This window comes from Paraburkholderia terrae, assembly GCF_002902925.1.
Lineage (GTDB): Bacteria > Pseudomonadota > Gammaproteobacteria > Burkholderiales > Burkholderiaceae > Paraburkholderia > Paraburkholderia terrae.
The window spans coordinates 3135713-3160723 of the sequence record NZ_CP026111.1; the positions used below are offsets into that span (position 1 = coordinate 3135713).

At 59.8% G+C, this 25011-nt stretch carries 18 protein-coding genes, 2 tRNA genes and 3 rRNA genes; 10 read left to right on the forward strand and 13 right to left on the reverse strand.

All coding sequences use genetic code 11. The annotated features are described in order from the left end of the window. Positions 1–4 precede the first annotated feature (4 nt). The 3 genes from mraZ to C2L65_RS45475 form a co-directional block, all read right to left on the reverse strand. Entirely contained in the window at positions 5–433 is a 429-nt protein-coding gene (gene mraZ, locus C2L65_RS13845; protein WP_009771045.1) for a division/cell wall cluster transcriptional repressor MraZ, read from the reverse strand. Positions 434–837: 404 nt separating this feature from the next. After that, positions 838–1467, reverse strand: a complete 630-nt coding sequence (coq7, locus tag C2L65_RS13850) for a 2-polyprenyl-3-methyl-6-methoxy-1,4-benzoquinone monooxygenase (protein WP_007747047.1) — start codon at positions 1465–1467, stop codon at positions 838–840. Next, positions 1457–1789, reverse strand: coding sequence for a hypothetical protein (locus tag C2L65_RS45475; protein ID WP_156132297.1), 333 nt, complete (start codon positions 1787–1789; stop codon positions 1457–1459). The genes coq7 and C2L65_RS45475 overlap by 11 nt, the downstream gene beginning before the upstream one ends. On the opposite strand from C2L65_RS45475, the gene C2L65_RS13855 reads away from it, so the two are divergent. After that, on the forward strand, positions 1759–2961 hold the full coding sequence (locus C2L65_RS13855) for a porin (RefSeq protein ID WP_042307848.1): 1203 nt from the start codon (positions 1759–1761) through the stop codon (positions 2959–2961). The genes C2L65_RS45475 and C2L65_RS13855 overlap by 31 nt on opposite strands. Positions 2962–3155: 194 nt before the next feature. Here the strand turns inward: C2L65_RS13855 and C2L65_RS13860 are convergent, their stop codons facing one another. After that, the gene (locus tag C2L65_RS13860) at positions 3156–4829 is read right to left on the reverse strand and encodes a long-chain fatty acid--CoA ligase (RefSeq protein WP_042307846.1); all 1674 of its coding nucleotides are present in this window, start codon (positions 4827–4829) and stop codon (positions 3156–3158) included. A 167-nt stretch (positions 4830–4996) separates the two neighbouring features. Then, complete coding sequence (locus C2L65_RS13865; RefSeq protein WP_042307845.1) at positions 4997–7075, reverse strand: molybdopterin-containing oxidoreductase family protein; 2079 nt, start codon at positions 7073–7075, stop codon at positions 4997–4999. 167 nt (positions 7076–7242) lie between these two features. Between C2L65_RS13865 and C2L65_RS13870 the strand changes: the two genes are divergently transcribed. Beyond that, positions 7243–8436, forward strand: coding sequence for a M20 aminoacylase family protein (locus C2L65_RS13870; protein WP_042307842.1), 1194 nt, complete (start codon positions 7243–7245; stop codon positions 8434–8436). A 281-nt stretch (positions 8437–8717) separates the two neighbouring features. Here C2L65_RS13870 and rrf read toward each other — a convergent pair. The 6 genes from rrf to C2L65_RS13900 form a co-directional block, all read right to left on the reverse strand. Then, positions 8718–8831: ribosomal RNA gene (gene rrf, locus C2L65_RS13875) — 5S ribosomal RNA — on the reverse strand. Positions 8832–9025: 194 nt separating this feature from the next. Beyond that, positions 9026–11906 (reverse strand): 23S ribosomal RNA (locus C2L65_RS13880). Between the two features lie 297 nt (positions 11907–12203). After that, positions 12204–12279 (reverse strand) — tRNA-Ala (locus C2L65_RS13885). 52 nt (positions 12280–12331) lie between these two features. Then, a tRNA-Ile gene (locus C2L65_RS13890) sits at positions 12332–12408 on the reverse strand. A gap of 65 nt (positions 12409–12473) precedes the next feature. Continuing rightward, positions 12474–14004, reverse strand: a 16S ribosomal RNA gene (locus C2L65_RS13895). Together the 16S, 23S and 5S rRNA genes with 2 tRNA genes alongside form the textbook arrangement of a ribosomal RNA operon. A 456-nt stretch (positions 14005–14460) precedes the next feature. Next, positions 14461–15237: an enoyl-CoA hydratase gene (locus tag C2L65_RS13900; protein WP_042315913.1), complete on the reverse strand. Its 777-nt coding sequence runs from the start codon at positions 15235–15237 to the stop codon at positions 14461–14463. Positions 15238–15373: 136 nt separating this feature from the next. Between C2L65_RS13900 and paaN the strand changes: the two genes are divergently transcribed. The 5 genes from paaN to paaK all read left to right on the forward strand — a co-directional run bounded on the left by paaN (position 15374) and on the right by paaK (position 21086). Beyond that, positions 15374–17065, forward strand: a complete 1692-nt coding sequence (gene paaN / locus C2L65_RS13905) for a phenylacetic acid degradation protein PaaN (RefSeq protein ID WP_042315912.1) — start codon at positions 15374–15376, stop codon at positions 17063–17065. Between the two features lie 140 nt (positions 17066–17205). Continuing rightward, positions 17206–18408 (forward strand): 3-oxoadipyl-CoA thiolase, encoded by a 1203-nt coding sequence (pcaF, locus tag C2L65_RS13910; protein WP_042315911.1) that lies wholly within the window; start codon positions 17206–17208, stop codon positions 18406–18408. 43 nt (positions 18409–18451) lie between these two features. Continuing rightward, positions 18452–19243, forward strand: a complete 792-nt coding sequence (gene paaG, locus C2L65_RS13915) for a 2-(1,2-epoxy-1,2-dihydrophenyl)acetyl-CoA isomerase PaaG (RefSeq protein WP_042315909.1) — start codon at positions 18452–18454, stop codon at positions 19241–19243. 1 nt (position 19244) lies between these two features. Continuing rightward, positions 19245–19706 (forward strand): hydroxyphenylacetyl-CoA thioesterase PaaI, encoded by a 462-nt coding sequence (gene paaI, locus C2L65_RS13920; protein WP_042315907.1) that lies wholly within the window; start codon positions 19245–19247, stop codon positions 19704–19706. A gap of 75 nt (positions 19707–19781) precedes the next feature. Further along, positions 19782–21086, forward strand: coding sequence for a phenylacetate--CoA ligase PaaK (gene paaK / locus C2L65_RS13925; protein ID WP_042315906.1), 1305 nt, complete (start codon positions 19782–19784; stop codon positions 21084–21086). 132 nt (positions 21087–21218) lie between these two features. On the opposite strand, the gene mltA is transcribed toward paaK, so the two are convergent. Next, positions 21219–22451, reverse strand: coding sequence for a murein transglycosylase A (gene mltA, locus C2L65_RS13930; protein WP_081921522.1), 1233 nt, complete (start codon positions 22449–22451; stop codon positions 21219–21221). Between mltA and C2L65_RS46135 the strand changes: the two genes are divergently transcribed. Further along, positions 22372–22545, forward strand: a complete 174-nt coding sequence (locus tag C2L65_RS46135; protein WP_007580649.1) for a hypothetical protein — start codon at positions 22372–22374, stop codon at positions 22543–22545. The two genes, mltA and C2L65_RS46135, sit on opposite strands and share 80 nt — an antisense overlap. Before the next feature lie 35 nt (positions 22546–22580). Here the strand turns inward: C2L65_RS46135 and apaG are convergent, their stop codons facing one another. After that, the gene (apaG, locus tag C2L65_RS13935; protein WP_007580651.1) at positions 22581–22955 is read right to left on the reverse strand and encodes a Co2+/Mg2+ efflux protein ApaG; all 375 of its coding nucleotides are present in this window, start codon (positions 22953–22955) and stop codon (positions 22581–22583) included. 254 nt (positions 22956–23209) lie between these two features. Here apaG and rpe point away from each other — a divergent pair, with 254 nt between their 5' ends. Together rpe and C2L65_RS13945 are read left to right on the forward strand one after the other, a co-directional pair. After that, a complete protein-coding gene (gene rpe / locus C2L65_RS13940) occupies positions 23210–23893 on the forward strand; it encodes a ribulose-phosphate 3-epimerase (protein ID WP_042315901.1) in 684 nt (227 codons plus the stop codon). Position 23894: 1 nt separating this feature from the next. Continuing rightward, positions 23895–24617 carry a phosphoglycolate phosphatase gene (locus C2L65_RS13945; RefSeq protein WP_042315899.1) on the forward strand — a complete coding sequence of 241 codons (723 nt, stop codon included), beginning with the start codon at positions 23895–23897 and terminating at the stop codon, positions 24615–24617. Positions 24618–25011: the final 394 nt, after the last annotated feature.

Here is a 25011-nt window from a genome sequence, read left to right on the forward strand (position 1 = left end):
GCGGTCAGAATGTGAAGTTCTTCAGAGACTCAGGCATGCCCTGCGACATCGCCGCCTGTTCCTGCGCGTCGTAGGTTTCCTTGTCCCAGATCTCGAACCGGCTTCCCATTCCCAGCAACATCACTTCTTTTTCCAGCTTCGCCGCCTGGCGCAACTCGGGCGCGATCAGCACGCGACCAGCCGTGTCCAGATCGACATCCGCAGCACTGCCGAGAAAGATCCGTTGAAACCATTTGGCTTCCATCGGCAAAGCGACGATCTTGGCGCGGAAGACTTCCCACTCAGGGCGCGGAAACAGCAACAGGCAGCCGTCCGGGTGACGCGTAATCGTCACTCGGCCTTCTGCCTGTCCTTGCAGCGCATCACGATAGCGAGACGGGACGGACATCCGCCCCTTCGCATCGAGTGTCAGCGCTGACGCCCCTTGGAACACTTCACTCCCCTTTTTTCAGGGCGCTGAAAGATGTCGCCCGATTCTGGAAATTTACCGAAGAAAGCGCGTTGGATCACACAAAAATACACTTTCTCACACTGTCTCCCACTTTAGAGTAACCCCCAACACGGGTCAAGGGAGACTGGCGGTTTTTTGACGAATTTTGTTTGCTAGAACAAGGACTTAGCGACGCCTGCTCAGGTGACGCCTAAAAATGGAAAATCGTTATAAATGAATGAACTAACGAAACTTGTGAAGGTGATACGTGAAATGTGCGAGGGAAGAGCGTGGAATAAAAGCGTTCCTGGCGGGTGAAAAGCGCGGGAAGACGGAAGATTTGGAGCGAATTTCCGGGGCGACGCGGGGTGCGCCGCCCACTTCGAACGGTTTTGCTTTAAACCAGATTACACGTGATACGCCGTGCGGGTCATGATCTTCGACGCGGCCCGCATCAGCGCGCGCGCCGGGAACGGCAACTCGACGCCACCCGCATCCGTTGCGGCCTTGCCGTGCGCGGCTTCATCGATACGCATCTGTTCGACGATCGCGCGCGACTCGTGATCGCCTTCCGGCAGCGTGGTCAGATGGCCGTCCAGATGAAGCTCCACCTGGCGCTCCGTCTCCGCCATGAAGCCGAGGCTCACTCGATCACCAAGGCGGCCGGCTGCAAGACCGATCGCGAGGGCGCCAGCATACCAGAGCGGATTGAGCAGGCTTGGACGCGAATTGAGCGCTTCGAGGCGCTTATACGTCCACGCGAGGTGATCCTCCTCTTCGCGCGCGGCATGCTCGAAGGCCTGCTTGAGCGCCGGCGAGCGCGTCGCCAGTTTTTGCGCCTGATACAGCGCCTGCGCGCATACCTCGCCGACGTGATTCACGCGCATCAAGCCCGCCGCGTGCGCGCGCTCCTCATCAGTCAGTTCGACTGGCTCCGTCGACGCGGGTGGAACGGGTAGCGGACGCGACATGCGCGACACCCCGGTCATTGAGCGTAAACCCCGATCGAACTCATTAATCAACTCATCAAGCAGCATTCTGGTCTCCACGACGCGGCGTCCGGATCGCTTCGCGCAAACCCCTGTCCATCAAGGCTTTGCGGCCGGTGGCAAGGAAAATTCCGAAGCGTTTAGGACAGCCGATTCTGGATTTTAGATCATGTTGCGTAAACGAAACAGCGCCCTGGTCGCCGCCCCGCTTTTTCTTTGTGCGCTTTGGTGTCTTTGCTACATTACGTGGCAACTTCTCGAAGAAGTTACGCAAGGTCGCAACACAGATAAATACTTGCCTTGCTTGAAAATAATTCGCAATTCCTTGGAGATCTTTCGATGAAAAAGTCGCTTCTCGCTCTGGCAGCATTGGGCGCGTTTGCTGGCGCCGCTCATGCTCAGAGCAGCGTGACGTTGTACGGCATTATTGACGAAGGTTTTAACTACACGAACCACGTGCAGACGGCAGCTGGCACTGGCCGTACGAACTCGAGCCTGTACAACCTGTCGAGCGGCGTTCTGCAAGGCAGCCGTTGGGGCCTGCGCGGTACCGAAGATCTGGGCGGTGGCCTGAAAGCGGTCTTCGTGCTGGAAAGCGGCTTCGACGTGAACTCCGGCAAGTCTGGTCAGGGCGGCGCGCTGTTCGGCCGTCAGGCTTATGTTGGTCTGTCGAGCCAGTTCGGTACGGTTACGATGGGTCGCCAGTATGACTCCGTGGTCGACTACGTCGGTCCGCTGGAAGCCGGCGACCAGTGGGGCGGCTACATCGCGGCTCACCCGGACGATCTGGACAACTTCAACAACGCAAACCGCGTGAACAACGCAATCAAGTTCACGAGCGCGAACTACGCCGGCCTGACGTTCGGCGGCATGTATAGCCTCGGTGGCGTTGCAGGCGCGACGGGCCGCAACCAGATCTGGTCATTGGGCGCTGGCTACAACAACGGTCCGCTGGTGTTGGGTGCTGGCTACTTGAACGTCCGCGATCCGAATACCTCGTTCTGGGGCAACGTGCCGAGCAGCGGCGCGAACCCGACGAACAACATCGGCAAGGTTACGGGCGTCCAGGGTAACCCGGTCATCTCGGGCTTCGCTACGGCCAACTCGTACCAGGTCGGCGGCGCAGGTGGTGCGTACACGTTCGGCGCAGCAACGGTCGGCGTGACGTATTCGTTCATCCAGTTCGGCAACCTCGGCACGGAAAACGTCACGGCTCCGGCTTACCGCGGCTCGGCAACGTTCAACAACGGCGAAATCAACTTCAAGTATCAGTTGACGCCGGCTCTCGTTCTGGGCGCAGCATACGATTACACGCGCCTCGCTTCGTTCAACGGTCATGGCGGCGCGCACTACAACCAGGGCGCAATCGGCGCAGACTACTTCCTGTCGAAGCGCACGGACGTCTACCTGATCGGCGTGTACCAGCACGCTTCGGGTACGGACTCGACGGGCCAGCAAGCAGTTGCTTCGATCAACGGTCTGACGCCGTCGAACTCGAACAACCAGTTGACGGCTCGCGTCGGTATCCGTCACAAGTTCTAATAAGTTGTGAAAGCGTAGTTACCCTCGAGGGCGCCTTAGGGCGCCCTTTTTTATTGGTCCGCCCGTCAGCCTGTCAAATAGAAAAGGCCCAACGGGATGAACCGTCAGGCCTTTTCGGGTCTCGTTTGCCGACTGTCGTGTCGATCTATACGCTAGTGGTCTCTCTCGCCTTTGCTCTTACCTGAGTGCGATTTTCACGCCCGGCCGTCACGCAATTCGCGACGCAGGATCTTGCCGACATTGCTCTTCGGCAGTTCCTTGCGAAACTCGACGATCCGCGGCCGCTTATAGCCGGTCAGTTGAGTCTTGCAGTACGCGAAGATGTCGGCGTCCGTGATCGCGTCGTCCTTCTTCACGATGTAAAGCTTCACCGCTTCGCCCGAATGCTCGTCGGGCACGCCAACAGCCGCCACTTCGAATACGCCGGGGTGCTTGGCGACCACGTCCTCGATCTCGTTCGGATAGACGTTGAAGCCCGACACCAGAATCATGTCCTTCTTCCGGTCGACGATCTTCACGAAGCCGTCGTCGTTGACGGTGGCAATGTCACCTGAACGGAAGAAGCCGTCGGACGTCATCACCTTCGCCGTTTCGTCCGGCCGGTTCCAGTAGCCCGCCATCACTTGCGGACCTCGAATACACAACTCGCCCGCCTGGCCGGGCGGCAGTTCATTGCCGTCGTCGTCGCGAATCGATACTTCCGTCGACGGCAGCGGCAGACCAATCGTGCCGCTGTATTCAGTGACCGTGGTCGGATTGCAGGTGACGCACGGCGACGTCTCCGACAAGCCGTAGCCTTCGACGATCGGCGCGTGCGTGCGCTCGTACCAGCGGTTCGCGACGGCTTCCTGCACGGCCATCCCACCGGCGTTCGCGACCAGCAGATTCGAGAAATCGAGCTTTGCGAAATCAGGATGATTGAGCATCGCGTTGTACAGCGTATTCACGGCGGGGAACGTCGTGATTTTGTAGCCGTGGAGCGACTTGATCATGCCAGCGATATCGCGCGGATTCGGAATCAGCACACCGAGGCCGCCCGTGCGGATCGTCAGCAGACCGCAAACCGTCAGCGCGAACACGTGGTATAGCGGCAGCGCGACAACGGTCACGAACTGGTCGATGTCGCCGCGCTTCTTGCGCGCCGGCTCAACCCACACATGCGACTGCAGCACGTTCGCGACCAGATTGCGGTGCAGGAGCGTTGCGCCCTTCGCGACGCCCGTCGTGCCGCCTGTGTACTGAAGAAACGCGACGTCGTCGGGACTCTGCTTCACGGGCGTGAACTTGCTGCGCGCGCCTGCGGAAATGGCATCGTTGAAGCTGACGTGGCCCGGCAGATTCCACGCGGGCACCATCTTCTTCACGCGACGTACGACGAAATTGACGATCAAACCTTTCGCGCCCATCAGATCGCCCATCGACGCGACGACGATATGCTTGATCGACGTATTGCGTACGATCGCCTGCAACGTCACCGCGAAATTCTCGAGCAGGATGATCGCTTCCGCGCCGCTGTCTTTCAGCTGGTGCTCGAGCTCGCGTGGCGTATACAGCGGGTTCACGTTCACGACGACGTAACCCGCGCGTAGGATCGCCGCAAGCGCGACCGGGTACTGCAAGACGTTGGGCATCATGATGGCAATGCGCGCGCCGCGCGCGATGCCCTTCGACTGGAGCCAACCGGCAAGCCGCGTCGACAGGCTGTCGAGTTCGCCGTACGTGATCTGCTTGCCCATGCAGGCGAATGCCGGCTTTGCGCGATATTCGCGGAAGCTCTCCTCCAGCATCGCAGTAACCGATTCGTATTGCGTCGGATCGATCTCTTTTGGCACGCCGGGCGGATACGACTTCAGCCAGACTTTTTCCATACGGCGTCTCCTCCGTGATTTTCGAATGGTCGTGCTAAAACCCGCATCGTAGCATGCGTACACGCGTCGATATTCGGGATAAGCCCCCAGTTAGACGCCGCACTCGAAAGCGCGAACCGGGGCGCTAAGGCGCAGCGGTTGCGTCCGCTGCGCATGCGAAAAGCGACTCAGGCTCGTTCGACCTCGACGAGACAGTCGTAGAAAGTGGCGGAGCCGCCGAGGTCGGTCAGCGCCTGGCTCGTGACCTGGTTGGCGTTGCGGCCGTCCGGCGCGAGCTTTTTCCACCAGATCGACAAGCCGACGACGAGCCCAACACGCGCCTTGTCGGTGACGCGTGCGCGTGCCTGCATCGAGCCGCGATCGTTGAAGATGCGGACCTGATCGCCGTCGTTGATGCCGCGTTCGCTTGCGTCGTCGGGATGGATATCGAGGTGCGGCTCGCCTTCCGTCGCACGCAGGCTTTCGACGTTCACGAACGTACTGTTGAGGAAATTGCGCGCGGGCGGAGAGATCATCGCGAGCGGATAACGGGCCGCGAGCTCGGGCGAACCGTCCGCCGACTCATAAGGCGGCAGATAGTCCGGCACCGGTTCGAGGCCCGCTTGCGCGAGACGCTCGCTATAGAACTCGCACTTGCCCGATGGCGTGCGAAAGCCGCCGTTCGCGAACGGCGCATCGGGGACATTCAGCTTTGCCCAGCCATCGTGCTTGAGCGTCTCCCAGCTGCAGCCTTCCAGCATCGAATCGTCCCAACGAAACGCCGACGACGCCACCGCCTCATCGCTTTCATACAGCGCCGGCTCGTCGAGGCCCATCGCGCGCGCGATGCCACGGAAGATTTCCGTGTTTGGACGCGCGTCACCGACGGGCGCGATCGCGGGCAAGTTGACCATGACGTGCGTGTGGCCGTACGACTTGTGGACATCTAGATGCTCGAGCTGCGTCGTAGCGGGCAGCAGCAAATCGGCATAGTCGGCCGTGTCTGTCTGGAAGTGCTCGAGCACGATCGTGAACAGATCCTCGCGCGCAAATCCGGCGGCGACGCGTTCGGAGTCCGGCGCCACCGCGACCGGGTTCGAGTTGTACACGACGATCGCTTCGACCTTCGGCCCGAATGCGGCGTCACCCGGATGGCACAGCGCGTCGCCGATCGCGTTCATGTTCACGACGCGCGGCTGCTTCGACGGCCAACCCGGCATCAGGTCGGGCCGCGACAACGCATGCGAATCGACAGGTGCCCAGCCCGACGATGACAATAACGCACCGCCCGCGCGCTCGCGCCAGGCGCCCGTCAGCGACGGCAGGCAAGCGATCGCGCGAACGGCGTTGCCGCCGCCGCGTACGCGCTGCATGCCGTAGTTCAGGCGAATCGCCGACTTTTTCGTGCCGCCATAGAGACGCGCGAGATCCACGACCACCTGCTCGTCGATTCCACAGATTTCAGCGACGCGCGCAGGCGGATAGTCGAGCGCGCGCGCTTTCAGTTGATCGAAACCAAGCGTGTGATCGGCAATGTAAGCGTGATCGAGCATGTCTTCCGCGATCAGTACATGCATCATGCCGAGCGCAAGCGCGCCGTCGGTGCCCGGCTTGAGTGCGATGTGCTGATGGCATTTTTCGGCAGTGAGCGAGCGGTACGGATCGATTGCGATCAGGCGCGCGCCGTTGCGCTTCGCTTCCTGCGCACGCGTCCAGAAGTGCAAATTCGACGCGATCGGGTTTGCTCCCCAAATCAGAATCACCTCGCTCTCGGAGAAAAACTCCGTGAGCATCCCGAGGCTTGCGCCGTATGTATATTTGAGGCCCGCCGCGCCGGCCGCTGCGCAAATGGTTCGGTCCAGTTGCGATGCACCGAGCTTATGGAAAAACCGCTGCGCGATGCTGTCGCCCTGCACGAAACCCATCGTGCCGGCATAGCTGTACGGCACGATCGCTTCCGGCGCGCGGCCCGCGATTTCCGACAGACGCTCGCCCGCGAGGCGCAGCGCTTCGTCCCAACTGATCGGCTCGAAGCGCCCTTCGCCTTTTCGCCCGATCCGCCGCATCGGCGTCGTCAGCCGGCGTGGATGATGCACGCGATCCGCATATCGGCTGACCTTCGTGCATAGGACGCCTTGTGTCGGCGGGTGATCTGGTTCGCCGACAACCTTGATCGCGCGGCCGTTGTCGACGGTCACGCGCATCGCGCAGGTATCAGGGCAATCGTGCGGACAGACGGCGCGGGCGAATTCAGCGGGAGCGTTCATGTTTGTATCGAGGGACTGCGCGGATGAAGGTGTTGATTTTATTACGTTCCAGCGTCCGGATCGGACACATGGCCGTCAAAAATAGGGATGGGCGTAGAATCGATTTTGATCTTCTCCGGAATCGACTGTCCGGATCAAACTGCACACAGCCAGACACTCAATCCATCATGAAACTGCTTCCTGAAATCCAAGCCGCTCGCGGCGAAATTCAGACTCTCCGACGAACAATCCACGCCAATCCCGAATTGCGATACGAAGAGACGCAGACAGCGTCCCTCGTCGCCAAAACATTGGCTGGATGGGGTATCGAGGTGCATGAAGGCATCGGAAAAACCGGCGTGGTTGGCGTGCTCAAGCGCGGGACGGGGACGAGGTCGATCGGCTTGCGCGCTGATATGGACGCGCTGCCGATCCAGGAACTGAATACCTTCGATCACCGCTCGAAAAACGAAGGGAAGATGCACGCGTGCGGTCACGATGGACATACCGCGATGCTGCTTGGTGCGGCGCGCCATCTCGCCAGGCAAGGTGATTTCGACGGCACGATCGTTTTCATCTTTCAACCGGCCGAGGAAGGCGGTGCCGGCGCGCAGGCGATGATCGACGACGGGCTGTTCACGCGGTTCCCAGTCGATGCCGTATTCGGCATCCACAACTGGCCAGGCATGCCGGCGGGACATTTCGGCGTCACCGAAGGTCCGATCATGGCGTCGAGTAACGAATTCCGCATTGAAATCACAGGCGTGGGCTCGCATGCGGCTTTGCCGCATAACGGACGTGATCCTGTGTTCACGGCCGTGCAAATCGCAAATGGCCTGCAAAGCGTGATCACGCGTAACAAGAAGCCGCTCGATACCGCCGTCCTGTCGATTACCCAGATTCATGCCGGCGATGCCGTCAACGTCGTGCCCGATTCCGCGTGGCTTGCGGGGACCGTTCGGACTTTCACGACGGAGACGCTCGATCTGATCGAAGCGCGGATGCGGAAGATCGTGCAGAGCACGGCTGAAGCCTACGAGTGTTCGGTCGAGATGACCTTCCATCGCAACTATCCGCCGACGATCAATAGCGGGAAGGAAGCACGATTCGCTGCGGCGGTGATGAAGGAAGTCGTCGGTGAGGAGAAGGTTGACGATACCGTCGAACCGACGATGGGCGCAGAAGACTTTTCGTTCATGCTGCTGGCGAAACCCGGGTGTTATGCGTTTCTTGGAAACGGCAACGGTGGGCATCGCGAGGCCGGGCATGGCGCCGGTCCCTGCATGCTGCACAATGCGAGCTACGATTTCAACGATGAGTTGCTGCCGGTCGGAGCCACGTACTGGGTGCGGTTGGCGCAGCGGTTTTTGGCGGAGGCGTGAACAGCTCAGGACCAGAGAGTTCAGAACGGATATGCGAACGGGCGCGTTTGCTGTTCCGCTGAGGATAACGGGTTCGTGAACGGTAAAGTGGCCGCGAGTTGGTGAACCAGACGCCGCCCAGCCGAGTGACGGTTGTGCGGCGGACTGCCGCTGGGAATGGTGGGGATAGACTTGCTTAAGCCGCTGCGACCCGGCCCGCTTGGGAAGCGACGTTAAAAAGCGTGCGCCCTACAAACGCCAAGACCCCGCTTTTGAGGGCGGGGTCTTGTCTTGGATAAGGAGCCTGACGATTACCTACTTTCACACGGGCAATCCGCACTATCATCGGCGTGGAGTCGTTTCACGGTCCTGTTCGGGATGGGAAGGGGTGGTACCGACTCGCTATGGTCATCAGGCATGACGGGTTGCTGCGTCGCATTTGGGGTGCGCCACAGCCAATCTGGAAGAAGCGTAAAGAGGGTGTTGGGTTGTGTTGTTTCTGGCACAACACTGATCACTCAACCGTGTGCGTGTCCGTACTCCCTTCGGGAGTGGGATGCCCGTAAGTGCTGAAGCACTAACGATCATCGACACGAGACACACCTGTTATAGGATCAAGCCTTACGGGCAATTAGTATCAGTTAGCTTAACGCATTACTGCGCTTCCACACCTGACCTATCAACGTCCTGGTCTTGAACGACCCTTCAAGGGGCTCGAAGCCCCGGGGATATCTCATCTCAAGGCGAGTTTCCCGCTTAGATGCTTTCAGCGGTTATCTCTTCCGAACATAGCTACCCGGCGATGCCACTGGCGTGACAACCGGTACACCAGAGGTTCGTCCACTCCGGTCCTCTCGTACTAGGAGCAGCCCCCTTCAAATATCCAGCGCCCACGGCAGATAGGGACCAAACTGTCTCACGACGTTTTAAACCCAGCTCACGTACCTCTTTAAATGGCGAACAGCCATACCCTTGGGACCGGCTACAGCCCCAGGATGAGATGAGCCGACATCGAGGTGCCAAACACCGCCGTCGATATGAACTCTTGGGCGGTATCAGCCTGTTATCCCCAGAGTACCTTTTATCCGTTGAGCGATGGCCCTTCCATACAGAACCACCGGATCACTATGACCTGCTTTCGCACCTGCTCGACTTGTCGGTCTCGCAGTTAAGCACGCTTATGCCATTGCACTATCAGCACGATTTCCGACCGTACCTAGCGTACCTTCGTACTCCTCCGTTACACTTTGGGAGGAGACCGCCCCAGTCAAACTGCCCACCATGCACTGTCCCCGACCCGGATCACGGGCCAAGGTTAGAACCTCAAACAAACCAGGGTGGTATTTCAAGGACGGCTCCACGCAAACTGGCGTTCACGCTTCATAGCCTCCCACCTATCCTACACAGATCGGTTCAAAGTCCAATGCAAAGCTACAGTAAAGGTTCATGGGGTCTTTCCGTCTAGCCGCGGGGAGATTGCATCATCACAAACACTTCAACTTCGCTGAGTCTCGGGAGGAGACAGTGTGGCCATCGTTACGCCATTCGTGCAGGTCGGAACTTACCCGACAAGGAATTTCGCTACCTTAGGACCGTTATAGTTACGGCCGCCGTTTACCGGGACTTCAATCAAGAGCTTGCACCCCATCATTTAATCTTCCGGCACCGGGCAGGCGTCACACCCTATACGTCCACTTTCGTGTTTGCAGAGTGCTGTGTTTTTATTAAACAGTCGCAGCCACCAGTTTATTGCAACCCCTTCACCCTTTGCCCGCAGGGGCATCAAGCTACAGGGGCGTACCTTATCCCGAAGTTACGGTACCAATTTGCCGAGTTCCTTCTCCCGAGTTCTCTCAAGCGCCTTAGAATACTCATCTCGCCCACCTGTGTCGGTTTGCGGTACGGTCAATGTGAAACTGAAGCTTAGAGGCTTTTCCTGGAACCCCTTCCGATTGCTTCGCTCCCGAAGGAGCTCGCGCCACGCCCTTGAATTCCGTGCCCGGATTTGCCAGAGCACCTTCTCCAACGCAGCGACCGGGACTTCCAACACCCGGACAACCTTCCGCGATCCGTCCCCCCATCGCATTTCACACTGGTGCAGGAATATTGACCTGCTTCCCATCAGCTACGCATTTCTGCCTCGCCTTAGGGGCCGACTCACCCTACGCCGATGAACGTTGCGTAGGAAACCTTGGGCTTACGGCGAGGGGGCCTTTCACCCCCTTTATCGCTACTCATGTCAGCATTCGCACTTCCGATACCTCCAGCACGCTTTTCAACGCACCTTCGCAGGCTTACGGAACGCTCTCCTACCATGCACATAAATGTGCATCCGCAGCTTCGGTATATGACTTAGCCCCGTTACATCTTCCGCGCAGGACGACTCGATCAGTGAGCTATTACGCTTTCTTTAAAGGATGGCTGCTTCTAAGCCAACCTCCTGACTGTTTTAGCCTTCCCACTTCGTTTCCCACTTAGTCATATTTGGGGACCTTAGCTGGCGGTCTGGGTTGTTTCCCTCTTGACACCGGACGTTAGCACCCGATGTCTGTCTCCCGTGATTGCACTCTTCGGTATTCGGAGTTTGCTATGGCGAAGTAATCCGCAATGGACCCTTCAACCATGACAGTGCTCTACCCCCGAAGGTGATACACGAGGCACTACCTAAATAGTTTTCGGAGAGAACCAGCTATTTCCAGGTTTGTTTAGCCTTTCACCCCTATCCACAGCTCATCCCCTAACTTTTCAACGTTAGTGGGTTCGGACCTCCAGTACGTGTTACCGCACCTTCATCCTGGCCATGGCTAGATCACCTGGTTTCGGGTCTACACCCAGCGACTGAATCGCCCTGTTCGGACTCGCTTTCGCTACGCCTGCCCTAATCGGTTAAGCTCGCCACTGAATGTAAGTCGCTGACCCATTATACAAAAGGTACGCCGTCACCCCTTGCGAGGCTCCGACTGTTTGTATGCATGCGGTTTCAGGATCTGTTTCACTCCCCTCCCGGGGTTCTTTTCGCCTTTCCCTCACGGTACTGGTTCACTATCGGTCGATCACGAGTATTTAGCCTTGGAGGATGGTCCCCCCATCTTCAGACAGGATTTCACGTGTCCCGCCCTACTTGTCGTACACCTAGTTCTTCCTCGCTGTTTTCGCCTACGGGGCTATCACCCACTATGGCCGCACTTTCCAGAGCGTTTGGCTAACAACAAAGATAAAGAGTACAGGCTGGTCCCATTTCGCTCGCCACTACTTTGGGAATCTCGGTTGATTTCTGTTCCTGCGGTTACTTAGATGTTTCAGTTCACCGCGTTCGCTTCACATGGCCTATGTATTCAGCCATGGATGACCCATACGGGCCGGGTTTCCCCATTCGGATATCGGTGGATCAAAGCTCGTTTGCCAGCTCCCCACCGCTTTTCGCAGGCTACCGCGTCCTTCATCGCCTGTGATCGCCAAGGCATCCACCACATGCACTTGTTCGCTTGACCCTATAACGGGTGTGTCTCTTTCGAGTACATCCGCTACAGGTTGAGTATTCGCGTTGTGCCGTATTCCAGGTTCGTCTTTCGATGAACTCAAAAAATACATTGATACAATCACAACCCTGACTCACCTACTCGCACACCCATCTCTAAGTATGCTTTCGTGAATCTCTTTACTACTTCTTCCTGATTGTTAAAGAACGACAGCCGATATCGCGATTGCTATAACCGCATATCTTCACTGACTGGCTCAATCGCCAATGCATAGAACTCAGTTCGCACTGAACGCTAGGCATTGAGGATTGGTGGAGGATGACGGGATCGAACCGACGACCCCCTGCTTGCAAAGCAGGTGCTCTCCCAGCTGAGCTAATCCCCCAGTCACACAGTACACAGGGGGGGTTTGCGATCAGCCACCGCAGACAAGACGCTGGTGGGTCTGGATGGATTCGAACCATCGACCCCCGCCTTATCAAGACGGTGCTCTAACCGACTGAGCTACAGACCCCTGAGCCTGTCTTCAATTAACAGCCGACAAGTGTGAGCGCTCAACTTTGAAGCGCGAAGCTCTGGAAAGGAGGTGATCCAGCCGCACCTTCCGATACGGCTACCTTGTTACGACTTCACCCCAGTCATGAATCCTACCGTGGTGACCGTCCTCCTTGCGGTTAGACTAGCCACTTCTGGTAAAACCCACTCCCATGGTGTGACGGGCGGTGTGTACAAGACCCGGGAACGTATTCACCGCGGCATGCTGATCCGCGATTACTAGCGATTCCAGCTTCACGCAGTCGAGTTGCAGACTGCGATCCGGACTACGATCGGTTTTCTGGGATTGGCTCCACCTCGCGGCTTGGCAACCCTCTGTTCCGACCATTGTATGACGTGTGAAGCCCTACCCATAAGGGCCATGAGGACTTGACGTCATCCCCACCTTCCTCCGGTTTGTCACCGGCAGTCTCCCTAGAGTGCTCTTGCGTAGCAACTAGGGACAAGGGTTGCGCTCGTTGCGGGACTTAACCCAACATCTCACGACACGAGCTGACGACAGCCATGCAGCACCTGTGTTACGGCTCCCTTTCGGGCACCCTCACCTCTCAGCAAGGTTCCGTACATGTCAAGGGTAGGTAAGGTTTTTCGCGTTGCATCGAATTAATCCACATCATCCACCGCTTGTGCGGGTCCCCGTCAATTCCTTTGAGTTTTAATCTTGCGACCGTACTCCCCAGGCGGTCAACTTCACGCGTTAGCTTCGTTACCAAGTCAATGAAGACCCGACAACTAGTTGACATCGTTTAGGGCGTGGACTACCAGGGTATCTAATCCTGTTTGCTCCCCACGCTTTCGTGCATGAGCGTCAGTATTGGCCCAGGGGGCTGCCTTCGCCATCGGTATTCCTCCACATCTCTACGCATTTCACTGCTACACGTGGAATTCTACCCCCCTCTGCCATACTCTAGCCCGCCAGTCACCAATGCAGTTCCCAGGTTAAGCCCGGGGATTTCACATCGGTCTTAGCGAACCGCCTGCGCACGCTTTACGCCCAGTAATTCCGATTAACGCTTGCACCCTACGTATTACCGCGGCTGCTGGCACGTAGTTAGCCGGTGCTTATTCTTCCGGTACCGTCATCCCCCCGCCGTATTAGGACGGAGGTTTTCTTTCCGGACAAAAGTGCTTTACAACCCGAAGGCCTTCTTCACACACGCGGCATTGCTGGATCAGGGTTGCCCCCATTGTCCAAAATTCCCCACTGCTGCCTCCCGTAGGAGTCTGGGCCGTGTCTCAGTCCCAGTGTGGCTGGTCGTCCTCTCAGACCAGCTACAGATCGTCGCCTTGGTAGGCCTTTACCCCACCAACTAGCTAATCTGCCATCGGCCGCCCCTTGAGCGCGAGGCCTTTCGGTCCCCCGCTTTCATCCAGAGATCGTATGCGGTATTAATCCGGCTTTCGCCGGGCTATCCCCCACTCCAGGACACGTTCCGATGTATTACTCACCCGTTCGCCACTCGCCGCCAGGGTTGCCCCCGCGCTGCCGTTCGACTTGCATGTGTAAGGCATGCCGCCAGCGTTCAATCTGAGCCAGGATCAAACTCTTCAGTTCAAACCTGTTACTGTTTTTCGGTTGTTTTACCAACCGGTCGCTCACTCAAAATCACTGACGAATGATTCGATCGAGTTTCTCAACCCTCACGAACCTTCCTCAATTACTTCTGTGCGAGACTCGATTACTTTCGCTATTCGGCAGTTCGAAAACCACCGCGCGCCGCCATCGAGCACCCACACTTATCGGCTGTTGATTGTTAAAGAACATTCGCGGGAAGCGCCTTGCTTTCACCACGTTGCCGCGTCAGCAGCAGAGAAACGAGATTATGAAGAACCTTTTTCGTTTCGTCAACCGGTTTTTTAACTTCCCAACCGCTGACTCCACCGGAAAGCCCCGTCAATACTGGCTCTCCCGCCTTCCTCGTTTCCTTCGCGCCGCGTTGGCCGCAGCGCGAAAGACCGGAATTCTAGACACTTGCCCGCGTGGTTGCAAGCGGTTTTTTGAGCAATACGATCAACGGTGTTTAAAGACCGGTTTTCGCTTCTCGACGAAAGCGGCCATCCCTTCTTTCTGATCTTCCGTCGCGAACAGCGAATGGAACAATCGACGCTCGAAATGCACGCCCTCAGCCAATGTCGTCTCGTAAGCGCGGTTGACCGACTCCTTCACCATCATCACCGCCGGCATCGGAAACTCAGCGATGGTCGCAGCCGCAGCGATTGCCTCGTCGATCAGATTCGCCGCCGGGATCACACGCGACACCAGTCCGGAGCGCTCCGCCTCGGCGGCATCCATGAATCGCGCGGTCAAGCACATATCCATCGCCTTGGCCTTTGACACCGCGCGCGGCAACCGTTGCGTACCGCCGGCTCCAGGCATGACGCCTAGCTTAATCTCCGGCTGACCGAATTTCGCCGTGTCAGCGGCAAGAATGATGTCGCACATCATTGCGAGCTCGCAGCCACCGCCGAGCGCGAAGCCGGCAACGGCCGCAATGATCGGTTTGCGAACTGATCGGACAGCTTCCCAGTTCCGCGTTATGTAGTCACCCTTATATACATCCATATAAGAGTATGTCGACATCATTCCGATGTCCGCGCCCGCCGCAAACGCTTTCTCGCTTCCGGTAATAACAATGGCGCCGATGCCCTCATCCGAATCGAACGCGCGCAGCGCTTCGCCCAGTTCATCCATTAGCGCGTCATTCAGCGCGTTAAGCGCTTTCGGACGGTTCAATGTAATGAGACCGACGCGGCCACGTGTCTCAACCAGAATGTTCTCGAAACCCATGCACTCCTCCTAAGTGTTTACCAGCAGGCGCAAGAGGCTCGCGCTGCATCCCAATAATGCTAACATTCACCAACCAACCGGTCGGTCAATAAATCGACAAGGTTTCTTCTAACGTTCAGTCAGCATCTTGCCCGCCATGACCCACCCACTCTTTACGAAGCACGAAGACACGCTGCAGAAAGCCCTTGCCGCCATTGAAACCCGCGGCTACTGGAGCCCATTCTCTGAAATGCCAAGTCCCAAAGTGTACGGGGAAACCGCGAACGCGGACGGCGAATCGGCGTTCAAGGCTCTTCTGAACAAAAAGTTCGAACTCGACCAGCCGAGCACGGGCGAGATCGCAGCAGCGGAACAATCGCCTTTCGGTTTCCCGCTCGGAATCCGCTACCCCAAATCCGATCCGGACGCGCTGATTGCAGCTGCAGCCAAAGCCCAACGGAAATGGCGCGAAGCCGGCCCTAAAGCCTGGATCGGCGTGAGCCTCGAGATTCTTACGCGGATCAATCGGCTGAGCTTCGAGATCGGCTACAGCGTGATGCACACCACTGGTCAGGCATTCATGATGGCCTTTCAGGCGGGCGGTCCGCATGCGCAGGATCGTGCGCTCGAAGCCGTCACCTATGCGTGGGACCAGTTGCGCCGAATTCCCGCCGACGCTCATTGGGAAAAGCCGCAGGGTAAGAATCCGCCGCTCGCGATGCAGAAGCGCTTCAACATCGTGCCACGCGGCACAGGTCTCGTCCTCGGGTGCTGCACCTTCCCGACGTGGAATGGTTACCCCGGCCTGTTCGCAGACCTGGCAACCGGCAACACGGTCATCGTCAAGCCGCATCCGGGCGCGATCCTGCCGCTTGCGATCACCGTGCGCGTCGCCCGCGACGTGCTGCGTGAAGCCGGTTTCGATCCGAACGTCGTGACCTTGCTCGCGACCGAACCGAACGACGGCCAACTTGTTCAGAACCTCGCGCAGCGCCCGGAAATCAAGTTGATCGACTTCACGGGCAGCACGCAAAACGGCACTTGGCTGGAGCGCAACGCACACCAGGCGCAAGTGTTCACCGAAAAGGCCGGCGTGAACCAGATCGTGATCGACTCCGTCGACGACATCAAAGCCGCCGCGCGCAACATCGCGTTCTCGCTGGCACTGTACTCGGGCCAGATGTGCACTGCGCCGCAAAACATCTATGTGCCGCGCGACGGCATTCGCACGACCGAAGGCACGATCCCCTTCCAGGCCGTTGCCGACGCAATTGCCGGTGCTGTCCAAAAGCTCGGCTCGGACCCGGCTCGCGCTGTAGAACTGCTGGGCGCGATCCAGAACGAAGCCATCGAGCAACGTATCGACGAAGCCCGCAAGCTGGGACACGTTCTCGCGGACAGCCAGTCGCTCGAGCATCCGACGTTCGCGGGCGCCCGCGTACGTACTCCGCTGGTGCTGCAACTCGATGCCGCGACGGATGAAGCCAAGTTCACGAAAGAATGGTTCGGCCCGATCTCCTTCGTGATTGCCACGGACTCGACCGCGCAGTCGCTCGAACTTGCCGGCCGCATCGCCGCCGAACATGGCGCGCTCACTCTCTCCGTCTATAGCACCGACGACACGGTGATCGAGGCGGCCACGGAAGCCTCGATTGTTGGCGGCGTCGCGCTCTCTATCAATCTGACTGGCGGCGTTTTCGTCAATCAGTCGGCAGCGTTCTCGGACTTCCACGGCACGGGCGCCAACCCCGCTGCAAATGCCGCGCTCGCCGACGCTGCTTTCGTCGCGAATCGCTTCCGCGTTGTTCAAAGCCGGGTTCATGTTGAACCAAAGGCCGTTGCCGCGTAAGTCGGCCGAACGATATAGGACGTTTGACCGACGTTTTGGCCTATAACTTCAGGCCGACTGAAACCGCGTCGAACGTCGAACTAACATGCAGTTCAAGGGCCGGCGCGCATGCCGGTCCGCTCTCTTGCAGGAACCCCGACATGACCGACGCATTCATCTGTGACGCGATTCGCACTCCCTTTGGCCGCTACGGCGGCGCGTTGAAAGACGTCCGTGCCGACGACCTGGGCGCCGTCCCGATCAAGGCACTGATCGAACGGAATCCGGGCGTAAATTGGCGCGCGCTCGACGACGTGATCTACGGCTGTGCCAATCAGGCGGGGGAAGACAACCGGAACGTGGCACGCATGTCGGCGCTGCTCGCCGGCTTGCCGACGGACGCGCCCGGCGCCACGCTCAACCGGCTGTGCGGATCGGGCATGGATGCAGTTGGCACGGCAGCCCGCGCAATCAAGGCTGGCGAGGCAAACCTGATGATTGCGGGCGGCGTCGAAAGCATGACGCGAGCACCGTTCGTGATGGGCAAGGCAAGCTCAGCGTTCTCGCGGCAATCGGAGATTCACGACACGACCATCGGCTGGCGTTTCGTCAACGCACAGATGAAGCGCGACTACGGCGTCGACTCGATGCCCGAGACAGCTGAAAACGTCGCCGTCGACTTCAATATCAGCCGCGCCGACCAGGACGCGTTTGCAATGCGCAGTCAGGAGAAGGCGGCCCGCGCACAACGCGACGGCACACTCGCGCACGAAATCGTGCCCGTCGAAATTCCGCAGAAGAAGGGCGAGCCGATCCGCGTGGCGCTCGACGAGCATCCGCGTGAGACGTCGCTCGAAGCACTCGGCAAACTGAAGGGCGTCGTGCGACCGGATGGCTCGGTGACGGCGGGTAACGCATCCGGCGTCAACGACGGTGCGTGCGCACTTCTTATCGCCAGTGAAGCAGCGGCCGAACAATACGGCTTGCGGCGCCGTGCCCGCGTGATCGGCATGGCAACGGCAGGCGTCGAGCCGCGCATCATGGGCATTGGGCCGGCGCCCGCCACGCAAAAGCTGCTGAAGCAACTCAATATGACGCTCGACCAGTTCGACGTGATCGAGCTCAACGAAGCGTTTGCGTCTCAAGGTCTGGCCGTTCTACGTCAGCTCGGTTTGCGCGACGACGATCTGCGCGTCAATCCCAACGGCGGCGCGATCGCGCTGGGACATCCGCTCGGTGCGTCCGGCGCACGCCTGATTACCACGGCGCTGTACCAGCTCGAGCGCACCAACGGACGTTACGCGCTATGCACGATGTGTATCGGCGTCGGGCAAGGCATCGCGCTTGCCATCGAGCGCGTCTGAGCGCGTCGACTGCCCACACCGTACGGAGACGAGGAGACAAGCAATGACCTATGAAGCGATCAGCGTAGACATCGACGCCGCCACGCGCGTCGCGACCGTGACGCTAAACCGCCCCGACAAGCTGAACAGCTTCACGCGTGCCATGCATCAGGAACTGAGCGCAGCGCTCGACGAAGTAGAAGCCGCCGGCGCGCGCGCGCTCATACTCACGGGCGCCGGCCGCGGCTTCTGCGCCGGCCAGGATCTTGCCGATCTGGATTTCACGCCAGGTGCGATGACGGATCTCGGCGACCTGATCGATCAACACTTCAATCCGTTGATCCGGCGTTTGCAAGCCCTTCCGCTGCCCGTCATCGCCGCCGTCAATGGCACGGCGGCAGGCGCAGGCGCGAATCTCGCGCTCGCCTGCGACCTCGTGCTGGCCGCACGTTCGGCGAGCTTCATCCAGGCCTTCGTGAAGATTGGCCTCGTGCCGGATTCCGGCGGCACGTGGTTCCTGCCGCAACGCGTGGGCATGGCTCGCGCGATGGGACTCGCGATCACGGGCGACAAGCTCAGCGCCGACAAGGCGGAAAGCTGGGGCCTTATCTGGAAGGCCGTGGACGATGCCGAATTGCCGAGCACGGCAACCCAGCTCGCCGCGCAACTCGCGCAGCAGCCCACACGCGCGATCGCAGCCATCAAGCAGGCGATGCGGTCGAGCGCCACGCAAACGCTCGATCAGCAGCTCGATCTCGAACGCGACATGCAGCGCGAACTCGGCGCATCGCATGACTACGCGGAAGGGGTCCGTGCGTTCATCGAAAAGCGCGCGCCGCGCTTCGAGGGCCGCTGACATGTCCACGCAACCCAACCTGAGCAACGCGATGACGCCCGACGAACTTGCTCGCGCGACTGCCGAAGCCATGTATGCGAACGACGCCTGCAGCAAGGCGCTCGGCATCGAAATTCTCGAAGTGCGCGCTGGCTACGCGCGCCTTCGGATGGGCGTACGGCCGGACTTCCTGAATGGCCATCAGATCTGTCACGGCGGTCTGATGTTCACGCTGGCCGATTCGGCATTCGCGTTCGCCTGCAACTCGTACAACATCAATACCGTCGCGGCGGGCTGCTCGATCGAGTTTCTGCGCCCTGTGCAAGGCGGCGACATCCTCACGGCAGAAGCTGTCGAGCAGACATTGAGCGGTCGCAACGGCATCTACGACATTCGCGTCACGAACCGCGCGAACGAGACCGTTGCGATGTTTCGCGGCAAGTCCGCGCAAATCAAAGGCACCGTGATCCCCGTCGACGACTGACAGGGCACGCCACCCTCTTACGTAATTGCGTCGCCTTTCGCGCGGCATACTATTCTGAAAGCAAGGAGACATTCGATGACTACCCCGCTCCCGCTCGATCCCATCGAAAAGGCGAGCCGCGACGAACTCGCTGCACTACAGCTCGAACGGCTGAAATGGTCGCTCGCTCACGCCTATGAGAATTCCCCTGTCTATCGGCGCAAGTTCGACGAAGCGGGCGTGCATCCGTCGGAGCTGAAGACGCTGTCCGACCTGTCACGCTTCCCCTTCACTACGAAAAAGGATCTGCGCGACAACTATCCGTTTGGCCTGTTCGCCGTACCGCAAGATCAGATTTCGCGCATTCATGCGTCATCGGGAACGACGGGCAAGCCGACCGTCGTCGGCTACACCGCGCGCGATATCGACACCTGGGCGAACCTCGTCGCACGTTCGATCCGTGCGGCAGGCGCGCGACGCGGCGACAAGGTCCACGTGAGCTACGGCTATGGCCTCTTCACGGGCGGTCTCGGCGCGCACTACGGCGCGGAACGCGCGGGCCTGACGGTCATTCCGTTCGGCGGCGGTCAGACCGAAAAGCAGGTTCAGCTGATTCAGGACTTCCGTCCCGACATCATCATGGTGACGCCGAGCTACATGCTGTCGATCGCCGACGAACTGGAGCGTCAGGGCGTCGATCCCAAGACGTGCTCGCTGCGCATCGGCATCTTTGGCGCGGAGCCCTGGACCAACGACATGCGCCGCGCGATCGAAGAACGGATGGGCATCGACGCCGTCGACATCTACGGTTTGTCCGAGGTGATGGGTCCGGGCGTGGCGTCCGAATGCGTCGAAACCAAAGACGGCCCGACGATCTGGGAAGATCACTTCTACCCCGAGATCATCGATCCCGAAACGGGCGAAGTGTTGCCGGACGGCGAACTCGGCGAACTCGTGTTCACGTCGCTGACGAAGGAAGCGTTGCCGATCGTCCGTTACCGCACGCGGGATCTCACGCGTCTGCTGCCCGGAACCGCGCGCACGATGCGCCGGATGGAAAAAATCACCGGTCGCTCGGACGACATGATGATCATTCGCGGCGTCAACGTGTTCCCGACGCAGATCGAAGAACTGCTGCTGAAACAGCACGCACTCGCGCCGCATTATCAGATCGTGCTGACCAGAGAAGGCCCGCTCGACGTGATGACGCTGAACATCGAGCCATGCCCGGAGACCGCGCCGGACACGGCCGCGCTGGACGCCGCACGTAAAGCGCTGGCCTATGACATCAAGGCACTGATCGGTGTTACGGCGAACGTGGTGCTGCTCGGCGTGAACGGGATCGAGCGCTCGGTGGGTAAGGCGCGTCGTGTAATCGACAAGCGCAAGGCAGGCGCGTAACGCTCGACACGCAAGGAAATCGAAGAGTACGGGCGTACAAAAGCAAACAGCCCGACGGAAGTGACACAAACCGTCGGGCTGCTTCAGGCTTCAGATCGGACTATGCCCTGACCTCAGGATCGTGATTCAGTATCACGAATTAGGCAGCAGTAGCCACATCCGCCCGCCCTGCTTCATCTTGCCGGCCAGATCGCCCGCTTCGTCACCGAGTCCCCAGAAGTAGTCGGCACGAACGCCGCCCTTGATCGCCGAACCCGTGTCCTGAGCAAACACCAGACGATTCATCGGTGCATTGGTCAACGGGCGCGTCGTCTGGAGGAAGACGGGCGTGCCGAGCGGGATCGCCGCCGGATCGACGGCTATCGAACGCTCCGGCGTCAGCGGCACACCAAGCGCGCCGATCGGACCATCGGCGCCGCCGCCAGGCGCAGGCTCGCTCGACGGCATCTCGCGGAAAAACACGAAGCGCGGATTCGTGTCGAGCAGGCCATCGACACGCGTCGGGTTTGCGCGCGCCCACGCCTTGATGCCTTGCATGGTCGCCTGCGACGGCGTCAGTTCACCGCGATCGAGCAGCCATCGGCCAATAGACTTGTACGGCTGATTATTTGTCCCGCCAAAGCCGACGCGCATCACGCTGCCGTCTTCCATCACGATACGTCCCGAGCCTTGCACCTGCAGGAAGAAAGCCTCGATGGGGTCGTCGACCCACACGAGTTCATTGCCGTTCAGCGCGCCCGAGCGCTCGAGCTGCGCACGCGCCGGCATCGCTGAACCTGGGCGGTACGCCGAAGGCCAACGGTACAAGGCCGTCTGATACACGCCTTGACGCACGCGTGAACCACGCAGCAGCGGCTCGTAGTAGCCTGTCACGAGTCCGTCGAGCGTGCCGTCGGTGTTCGAGAACTGGAACGGCGTGAAGTAGGTTTCGAAGAAAGTGCGCGCGCTCGCCACGTCCAGGTCGTCAAGCATCAGCGCGGCCGCGCAGGCGCGCCGCCATGTCGGCTGACTGGCGAGGCGCACGCAGTTCTGGCGCAGCGCCGCAGCCGCGCCGATCAGTGAATCGTCCTGCCAGCCCGGCACCTGTCGCCACGCGACAGGCGTCAGCCGCTGGGCGGCGATCTGGCCGGGTATGATCGCGGCGCCTGTCGGCGGTGAAACGGATGGCCGCACCGCGCCGCCGCCTCCGCACGACGCAAGCAATACGGCAAGCGACAGCGCCCCCGCCCAGGCCGCGGCCCGGCGGGCAAAACGCATACAATGATTGTTCTCGATGGAAACTGCCATGTCTGATCTGCTCGACGAATATCCGATGCTCATCTTCGCGCTGGAGTCGCTCCTGGCGCTTTCCCTGCTGATTTTCATCGTGGTGTGGACAGCGTCCGGCAAGAAAAAGAATGCCGCACGCCAGAAGCAGGACGCAAAACAGGTCCCGCCGCAGCAGCAGCCGCGTCGCTGACTGACAGCGCGCGGCGTCTCATGTTCAACGCGCGCTCAATGCAGCGTGCGCGGCATCCGCAGAACGAATTCCGGCACGGGCGCGTCCCAGCGCTCACCGTCCTCCGCCACGCAAAAATACTCGCCGCGCATCGTCCCCACGGGTGTCGCGATCACCGCGTAGCTGGTGTACTCGAACTGCTCGCCCGGCTTCAGCAACGGCTGATGCCCGACCACACCTAGTCCTTTCACTTCCTGAACGCGATTTTCGCTATCCGTAATGACCCAGTGTCGCGCGATCAGTTGCGCGGCGACCTGGCCTGTATTGCGGATGGTGAGCGTGTAGGCGAAAGCGTATTTCCGATGCTCCGGGTCCGACTCTTCGGCGATGTACCGGACCTGGGAGGACACGCTGAATTCGTACTGGCTCATGCTGATTCCGATGGTGAGCCAAGCGCGCAATCGATCCGCGCAAGGCTGTGTGCAGGCGGCTCGGCGCGACTTGCGGCGCGACGGCACAGGCGTTGACATGGTTTGGCATTCTGCTTGATGCAGCGCGGGCCCGCAACCGCACCGGCCAGCCGGACAACTCTCCAGAACATGATGAAAGCCATGCCGCGCCAAAGGCCGCGGCGCGCCGGCCGGCGCTAAAATAGCGGTTTTCCGTCTCCCGCCCACCCCACGCCATGACTCAATTCCGTATCGCTCCCAGCATTCTGTCCGCCGACTTCGCGCGGCTCGGCGAAGAAGTCCGCAACGTCGTCGCCGCGGGCGCCGACTGGATTCACTTCGACGTGATGGACAACCACTACGTGCCGAACCTGACGATTGGCCCGCTCGTATGCGAGGCGATCCGCCCGCACGTGCAGGTGCCCATCGACGTGCATCTGATGGTACGCCCCGTCGACCGCATCGTGCCGGACTTCGCGAAGGCCGGCGCGAACTTGATCAGCTTTCATCCGGAAGGCTCGGACCACATCGACCGCACGCTGTCGCTGATCCGCGACCACGGCTGCAAGGCGGGCCTCGTGTTCAATCCCGCAACGTCGCTGAATTATCTCGATCACGTGATGGACAAGGTGGATCTCGTGCTGATCATGTCAGTGAATCCGGGCTTCGGCGGGCAGTCGTTCATTCCCGAAGCGCTGAACAAGCTGCGCGAAGCACGCGCAAAAATCGACGCGTACAAGGAAAAGACCGGCCGCGAGATTCATCTTGAAGTGGACGGCGGCGTGAAAGTCGACAACATCGCGGAAATAGCGGCGGCGGGCGCGGATACCTTCGTGGCCGGCTCGGCGATCTTCGGCCACCCGGACTACAAGACGATCATCGACAAGATGCGCGGCGCGCTGGCATCGGTTGAGCGCTGATATGGACACGACGCCTCGTTACCCCGCTCCCGCCTTCACGGCCGGGAAGATTCGCGCGGCGATCGTCGATCTCGACGGCACGATGGTCGATACCGCCGACGACTTCACCGCGTCCCTGAACGGCATGCTCGCCCAGTTCGACGCGGAAGAAACGTCGCGCGAAGAGGTGATGGACTACGTCGGCAAGGGCTCCGAGCATCTGATTCGCAGCGTGCTCGCGCCGCGCTTCGAAGCCGAGTTGGCGCAGTCGCGCTTCGACGAGGCGCTCGCGATCTACCAGGAGGAGTACGCGAAGATCAACGGTCTGCACACGCGGCTCTATCCCGACGTCGAAGCGGGCTTGATCGCGTTGCGCGACGCGGGTCTCGTGCTCGCGTGCGTGACCAACAAGCCGCATCGTTTCGCGACGCAGCTGCTCGAGCATCACGGGTTGCTGCGCTACTTCGGTATCGTACTGGGCGGCGACAGCGTCGCGGCGAAAAAACCCGATCCGCTGCCCATGCTCACCGCCTGCAAAGCCCTCGGCGTGTCGCCCGAAGAAGCCGTCGCGATCGGCGATTCGCAGAACGATGCGTTCGCGGGCCGCGCCGCCGGCATGGCGACGCTGACCGTCCCGTATGGCTACAATCATGGCGAATCTGTTCAAACCATAAAATCCGATGGTATAGTTGTGTCGCTGTTGGGCGCCGCCAAGGCGATCGCAGCACACAATGCAGTACAATAAGCATCAACCCAAGCAGCACCCAATCACTGACTTAACCAAAGTCTTCTCTCATGTTTCTGAATAAAAAACGGAGTCTGAGCACGATCGACCGGGGAGCCTGGCCCTGGCGTCGCTGGTCGCGCTGATACCTCGCCCGAGGTACGCTGAAGCTCGTCTTTGGCACCCGTTTTTTACTTCGCTGCGCTCACGCGCTTTTCCGAAACGCCGGTTTGACCGGCACGCAACCGCTGCAATGAGTTTCAGCTAGCCGTCGTGTACCTTGCGTACTATCGTCGTGCTGTGAAGCCGTGCATGCGTTCGGGAAAGCGCGCGCCGGTCTCCCAACCTGTGACGAGCACATTCGACCGGTAACGCAGCCCCCGCTTTGTCCGACGCTAGCAGCGCACGGACGCAC